Source organism: Chryseobacterium sp. S0630 (genome assembly GCF_024158915.1).
Lineage (GTDB): Bacteria > Bacteroidota > Bacteroidia > Flavobacteriales > Weeksellaceae > Chryseobacterium.
The window spans coordinates 1-1,152 of the sequence record NZ_JAMZGF010000125.1 but is presented as its reverse complement, the minus strand read 5'-3'; the positions used below and the strand labels follow the sequence as shown (position 1 = coordinate 1,152).

Below are 1,152 nucleotides of genomic sequence, written 5' to 3'. Positions count from 1 at the left end.
CAAGCACTGTGCTGTACAGTAAGATAATCATTATTTAAAGTAACTCCCTGGCCTGTTTGTCCGCTTACCGGAAGAAGGTTACGGAAAGCTGCAAGACTACGTGCTGAAATATAATTCATTACAGGAGAAACAGGCTGCTGATAGTTCTTAGACTTTATGGATGCAATCGTAGCATCGATTTGAGCCTGCGTAATGGTAAGCTGCCCGATGCCGTAATCATCAACAGATTTGTTTATAGGCTTTAAAAATCCGGTTTTAGTAAAGAATCCGGTTAAGTCTTCCTGTACCGCATCGCAGGTATTTTTCACAAAATTCAGAATCAGTTCACCATTTGAGACCCCGGAAGAATTGGTGTTTCTTGCCTTGTTGGCAAGTGTTGCAAACCAGTGCGCATAATCTACTCCTGTATAGCTAGTTGGATAATTAAAGGAAAGAATCGGGGCATTTCTTGAAGCTCCCGCCAGCTGATAATAAAGTTCAAGCTGCCAGAAAGGTATCAGCACATCTGTATTAGCATTCTCTTGTAAAGCTTCCTGATTGATAGTAGTATTCAAAATAGTTTTGTTGAATCTTCCTCCTTCAATGCTCGCCATTCCTGGTGCCGGTTCTACAGGTTCTCTTTCCATACGGGACATTCCATCGTTTTGTGGATTCATTTGATAATCTACCCATACAGTGTATATATTATTAGTAACCTCTGTAGTGCCAATCCATTTAAGATCCGGGCTTATCTGATTAATATGCCCAAATTCATGTGCAATTCCCCATAAAGACAATTGGTTGATATCAGCTAGAGACTCTTCGCCCCAATCAGAATCCAAATTTATACCCAGTCCGCCTGCATGGTAGCCTCCGCCTTTATTACTATAGCCGAACATACGGTTTTTGGGAACTAAATTATATTTATACAATCCCATCACAAGCCATTCATTTTTTACAATAAGGTCATATTTTGAAACAAGCTCGGCAGGATTTGAAAGAGCATAATTTTTCAGCGTGCTTTTTTTATAAACCAAATGAAAATGCTGTCCCACAACATCAATCATATTATAAGCCGAATTCGTAAGATCTGCAACCCAATCACTTTGTGTAGATTTTTGATAATGATAAAGACCATTAACCTTACCGGAAACAATATTGATTTTGATATCA

The 1,152-nt window shown here is 39.0% G+C and carries 1 protein-coding gene; it reads right to left on the bottom strand.

Annotated elements, in window-relative coordinates:
• On the bottom strand, window positions 1-1,152 hold a 1,152-nt coding region (locus NK356_RS24030; protein ID WP_253318250.1), incomplete at both ends, for a M60 family metallopeptidase.